This is a genomic window from Actibacterium sp., assembly GCF_041584535.1.
Taxonomy (GTDB): Bacteria; Pseudomonadota; Alphaproteobacteria; order Rhodobacterales; family Rhodobacteraceae; genus Actibacterium_D.
This window is the reverse complement of the sequence record NZ_JBFHDW010000216.1, coordinates 1-4666: the sequence shown is the minus strand read 5'-3', so window position 1 is coordinate 4666 and position 4666 is coordinate 1. Positions and strand designations below refer to the sequence as shown.

Here is a 4666-nt window from a genome sequence, read left to right as displayed (position 1 = left end):
TGCGATCAGCCAGGAAATCAAGGAAAAGGTCATTCTGGCCGTTGGCAACATCGAAGGCGTGGCCGCGGTCGAGGATAACGTCACCGGCGGCGATCCGGTGTTTCACACCGTGGTCAAAGGCGACAACCTGTGGAAAATCGCGGAAAAAACGCTGGGCAGCGGCGCGCGTTACCCGGAAATCTTCGAGGCCAACAAGCCGATGCTGACCGACCCGGACAAGATCTATCCCGGTCAGGTGCTGCGCATCCCGCAGGCCTAAGCCGGACTTGACGCCGCGATTTTCGGGGGCATGGCTTGCCCTGTCCCCGTTTTCCTCCCACATTCAAAGGAACGGACGGCCCAAAAGAGGCCGCTGAAGGGAGGAGATCATGGGAAGATTTGCATCGGTTGCCGACCGCAACGCTATCGAGGCCCGCGCGGCATGGGGGGATCTGGGACTGCCAGTCACCCTCTATCAGTTCCTGTCGCAGACGGTGGCCAAATATCCTGACCGCAATGCGGTGACGTTCCAGATGTTCTCTGGGGTCAAGGACAAGGCCGAGACCCTGACCTGGCGCGCCTTGCTTGGTAAGGTGACGCAGGCCGCCAACCTGTTCCGTCGCCTTGGCGTGGGCGAGGAAGACGTGGTGGCCTATCTGCTGCCCAACTCCAATGAGACGCTGATCGCGCTTCTGGGCGGGGCCACGGCAGGCAAGGTCAATCCGATCAACCCGCTGCTTGAACCCGAACAGATCGCCGCCATCCTGCGGGAAACCGGCGCCAAGGTGGTGGTCACGCTTAAATCCTTTCCCAAATCCGACATCGCCCAGAAAGTGGCCGAGGCGGTGAAGCACGCGCCCGGCGTGACGACGGTGCTTGAGGTCGATCTTCTGCGCTATCTCACCCCGCCGAAAAGCTGGATCGTGCCGTTCCTGCGGCCCAAGACCTATGACAGGCACCACGCCGATGTGCTGGATTTCAACGCCGAACTGGCCCGCGAACGCGCCGATGCGCTGACCTTTACGGAAGGCACCGAAGACCGTGTCGCCGCGCTGTTCCATACCGGCGGCACGACGGGGATGCCCAAGGTGGCGCAGCATAAATTCTCGGGTATGATCTATAACGGCTGGTTGGGGCGCGAGTTGCTGTTTACCGAGCAGGACGTGCTGATCTGCCCCTTGCCACTGTTCCACGTCTTTGCCGCCTATCCGACGATGATGTCCGCCATCGCCTCGGGCGCGCATGTGGTGTTTCCCACGCCTGCCGGGTATCGCGGCGACGGGGTGTTCGACAATTTCTGGAAACTGATCGAACGCTGGAAGATCACCTTCATCATCACCGTGCCCACCGCGATTGCGGCGCTGATGCAGCGGCCGGTGAATGCCGATATCTCTTCGCTGGGCGGCGCGTTCTCGGGGTCTGCTCCGCTGCCGCTTGAGCTTTATAAACGGTTCGAGGCCGCCACTGGCGTGCAGATCATCGAAGGCTATGGCCTGACCGAGGCCACCTGTCTTGTTTCGGTGAACCCGCCTGAGGGCGATAAAAAGATCGGCTCGGTCGGCATTCCGTTCCCGCATACGAAAGTGCGCATCCTGCAAACCGACGCGGCGGGCAACGTGGCCAAGGAATGCGGCGTCGATGAGATCGGCGAGATTTGCGTCGCCAACCCCGGCGTCTTTGCCGGGGCGACCTATACCGAGACCGAAAAGAATGCCGGCCTGTTCGTAGACGGGATATACTTGCGCACGGGCGATCTGGGGCGGCTTGATGCCGACGGTTATCTCTATATCACCGGGCGGGCCAAGGATCTGATCATTCGTGGCGGCCATAATATCGACCCCGCCGAGATCGAAGAGGCGCTGGCCGGGCACCCGGCGGTCGCCTTTGTTGGCGCGATCGGCCAGCCCGATGCGTTTGCCGGCGAATTGCCCTGCGCCTATGTCGAACTGGTCGCCGGAGGCAACGTCACCCCGGACGAGTTGATGGACTATGCCGAGGTGCATATTCACGAACGCGCCGCTTTCCCGAAACATATCGAGATTTTGGACGAATTGCCGAAAACAGCGGTCGGCAAGGTGTTCAAGCCCGACCTGCGCAAACGCGCGATCAAGCGGGTCTATAACGCCGCACTGGCCAAGGCCGGTCTGGCGGCACAGGTGACCTCGGTCGTCGAGGACAAAAAGCGCGGTCTGGTCGCCTATCTGACCCGCACCGGCGACGTGGACGAGGCCGCCGTCACCGAGTTGCTGGGGCAATTCACCCGGCCTTGGGAATGGGCCTGAGCGGAAATCACATTTTCCGACCCGAGGGATAAAAAAGGGGCTTGCAGGCGGCAGGTCGGGGCGGTAAACGACGCCCCACTGCTGCTGTAGCTCAGAGGTAGAGCACTCCCTTGGTAAGGGAGAGGTCGAGAGTTCAATTCTCTCCAGCAGCACCATCCCTCATTCATTTTACCGGATTTGCCCCTTGGGGCCTGCATTGCGTTACTGGACGGGTCTGGCCCTCTGGGTTAGAGAATGCGCATGAGTGACAAGCCTCGTAAGCCCAAGCCCGCGAAACCGGCGATCAGCCGCGAAGACCGGCTCAAGCAGGCGCTCAAGGCCAATCTGGCCCGGCGCAAGCAACAGGCGCGTGCGCGCAAGGCTGTAGACGACGCGGAATAAAGGGCAGGCAGATGGATTCGATCGTTATTCAAGGCGGGGCCGAGCTGAACGGCGAAATCCCGATCGCAGGGGCGAAAAACGCTTGTCTGACGCTGATGCCGGCGACGCTGTTGTCGGATGAACCGCTGACCCTGACCAATGCGCCGCGCCTGTCGGACATCAAGACCATGACTGAATTGCTGCAATCGCTGGGGGCCGAGGTCACCCGGATGCAGGGCGGTCAGGTTCTGGCGATGTCCAGCCACGATCTGAACAACCACACCGCCGATTATGACATCGTGCGCAAGATGCGCGCCTCGATTCTGGTGCTGGGACCGATGCTGGCGCGTGATGGCCATGCGGTCGTGTCGCTGCCGGGGGGCTGTGCTATCGGGGCGCGGCCGGTCGATCTGCATCTCAAGGCGCTTGAGGCCATGGGCGCCGAGCTGGACCTGCGCGACGGTTATGTCCACGCCAAGGCGCCGCTGGGCGGGTTGCGCGGCGGCACGTTCGAATTCCCCTTCGTCTCGGTCGGCGCGACCGAAAACGCGCTGATGGCGGCAACGCTGGCCAAGGGCACGACGGTTCTGAAAAACGCCGCGCGCGAGCCCGAGATCGTCGATCTGGCGCAATGCCTGCGCAAGATGGGCGCCCAGATCGAGGGCGAGGGCACCAGCACCCTGACCATTCAGGGCGTTGATCGCCTGCATGGCGCGACGCACCCGGTGGTCACTGACCGGATTGAGCTGGGCACCTATATGCTGGCCCCGGCCTTTACCGGCGGCACCATCGAATGCCTTGGCGGCCGTCTGGATCTGGTCGCGGCCTTTGCTGAAAAGCTGGACGAGGCCGGGATCAACGTCGAGGAAACCGCCCGCGGCCTGAAGGTCAGCCGCCGCGCCGACCGGGTGCGCGCGGTGAATGTGGTGACTGAGCCTTTCCCCGGCTTCCCCACCGATCTGCAGGCCCAGATGATGGCGCTGCTCTGCACCGCCGATGGCACCAGCGTTCTGGAAGAAACCATTTTCGAAAACCGGTTTATGCATGCGCCCGAACTGATCCGCATGGGCGCCAAAATTGACGTGCATGGCGGCCACGCCACCGTGACCGGGGTCGACCGCCTGAAAGGCGCGCCGGTGATGGCGACCGACCTGCGGGCCTCGGTGTCGCTGATCCTTGCGGCGCTGGCGGCCGAGGGCGAAACTGTGGTCAGCCGGGTCTATCATCTGGATCGCGGCTATGAGCATGTCGAAGAGAAACTGAGCGCCTGTGGCGCTCGTATCGAGCGGGTCAAAGGCGGATGAGCAACGACGCACGGTTCGAAGACGCGGGCGATCACCCGCTGTATCTCAGCGCGGCGGATGCCGATGACCTGCGGGTGTTGTCCAGCCTGACGCAGGACGCGGTGTTCCCGATCGGTGAAATGACCTATCGCCCGCGCGAGCGGCGCTTTGCCCTGCTGTTGAACCGCTTTCGCTGGGAAGACCGGCTTGCCGCCGAACGCCGCGGCCGCGCGTTCGAGCGTGTGCAATCGGTTCTGGCGTTTGACGATGTGGCCGCAGTGCGCAGTCAGGGCATTGACCGGGGCGACACGGACACTGTGTTGTCGCTGCTGGCGCTGGCGTTCGAGCCGGGCGAGGATGGCGCCGGCACGGTGACCCTGACGCTGGCCGGGGATGGCGCGATCGCGCTTGAGGTCGATTGCGTCAACGCCACGCTGCGTGACGTCACCCGGCCCTATGTCGCCCCGTCGGGCAAGGCGCCGGATCACGGATAAAGCAACAGGTCTTGAGCCCGTGACGGGGGGCGGCTATGTGCTTGGCCCAAGGAGACACCGATGCCGCAGTTTCTTGATACCAACGACACCGATTTCGAAACCGCCTTTGTCACGCTTCTGGGCGCCAAGCGTGAAGACAGCCCCGATGTCGATGACGCCGTAGCGGCGATCATCGCCGATGTGCGGGCGCGGGGCGATGCGGCGGTGATTGATCTGACCGCGAAATTCGACCGGCTGCAGCTGACGCCCGAAACGCTGGCCTTTAGCC

6 protein-coding genes and 1 tRNA gene are annotated in these 4666 nt (G+C 63.0%); all 7 read left to right on the top strand.

Features of this window, described 5'->3' with window-relative positions:
* The coding region (locus ABYW26_RS10825) for a LysM peptidoglycan-binding domain-containing protein (RefSeq protein ID WP_372604865.1) at positions 1 to 259 on the top strand (259 nt) is incomplete at its 5' end.
* Positions 260 to 368: 109 nt separating this feature from the next.
* Positions 369 to 2261 carry an acyl-CoA synthetase gene (locus ABYW26_RS10820; protein WP_372604864.1) on the top strand — a complete coding sequence of 631 codons (1893 nt, stop codon included), beginning with the start codon at positions 369 to 371 and terminating at the stop codon, positions 2259 to 2261.
* Between the two features lie 80 nt (positions 2262 to 2341).
* Positions 2342 to 2416, top strand: a tRNA-Thr gene (locus tag ABYW26_RS10815).
* 85 nt (positions 2417 to 2501) lie between these two features.
* Positions 2502 to 2642 carry a hypothetical protein gene (locus tag ABYW26_RS10810; protein ID WP_372604863.1) on the top strand — a complete coding sequence of 47 codons (141 nt, stop codon included), beginning with the start codon at positions 2502 to 2504 and terminating at the stop codon, positions 2640 to 2642.
* 11 nt (positions 2643 to 2653) lie between these two features.
* Positions 2654 to 3925 carry a UDP-N-acetylglucosamine 1-carboxyvinyltransferase gene (gene murA / locus ABYW26_RS10805; RefSeq protein ID WP_372604862.1) on the top strand — a complete coding sequence of 424 codons (1272 nt, stop codon included), beginning with the start codon at positions 2654 to 2656 and terminating at the stop codon, positions 3923 to 3925.
* Positions 3922 to 4398: a DUF2948 family protein gene (locus tag ABYW26_RS10800; protein WP_372604861.1), complete on the top strand. Its 477-nt coding sequence runs from the start codon at positions 3922 to 3924 to the stop codon at positions 4396 to 4398. Before murA ends, ABYW26_RS10800 begins: the two co-directional genes overlap by 4 nt.
* A 60-nt stretch (positions 4399 to 4458) precedes the next feature.
* The coding region (locus ABYW26_RS10795; protein WP_372604860.1) for a histidinol dehydrogenase at positions 4459 to 4666 on the top strand (208 nt) is incomplete at its 3' end.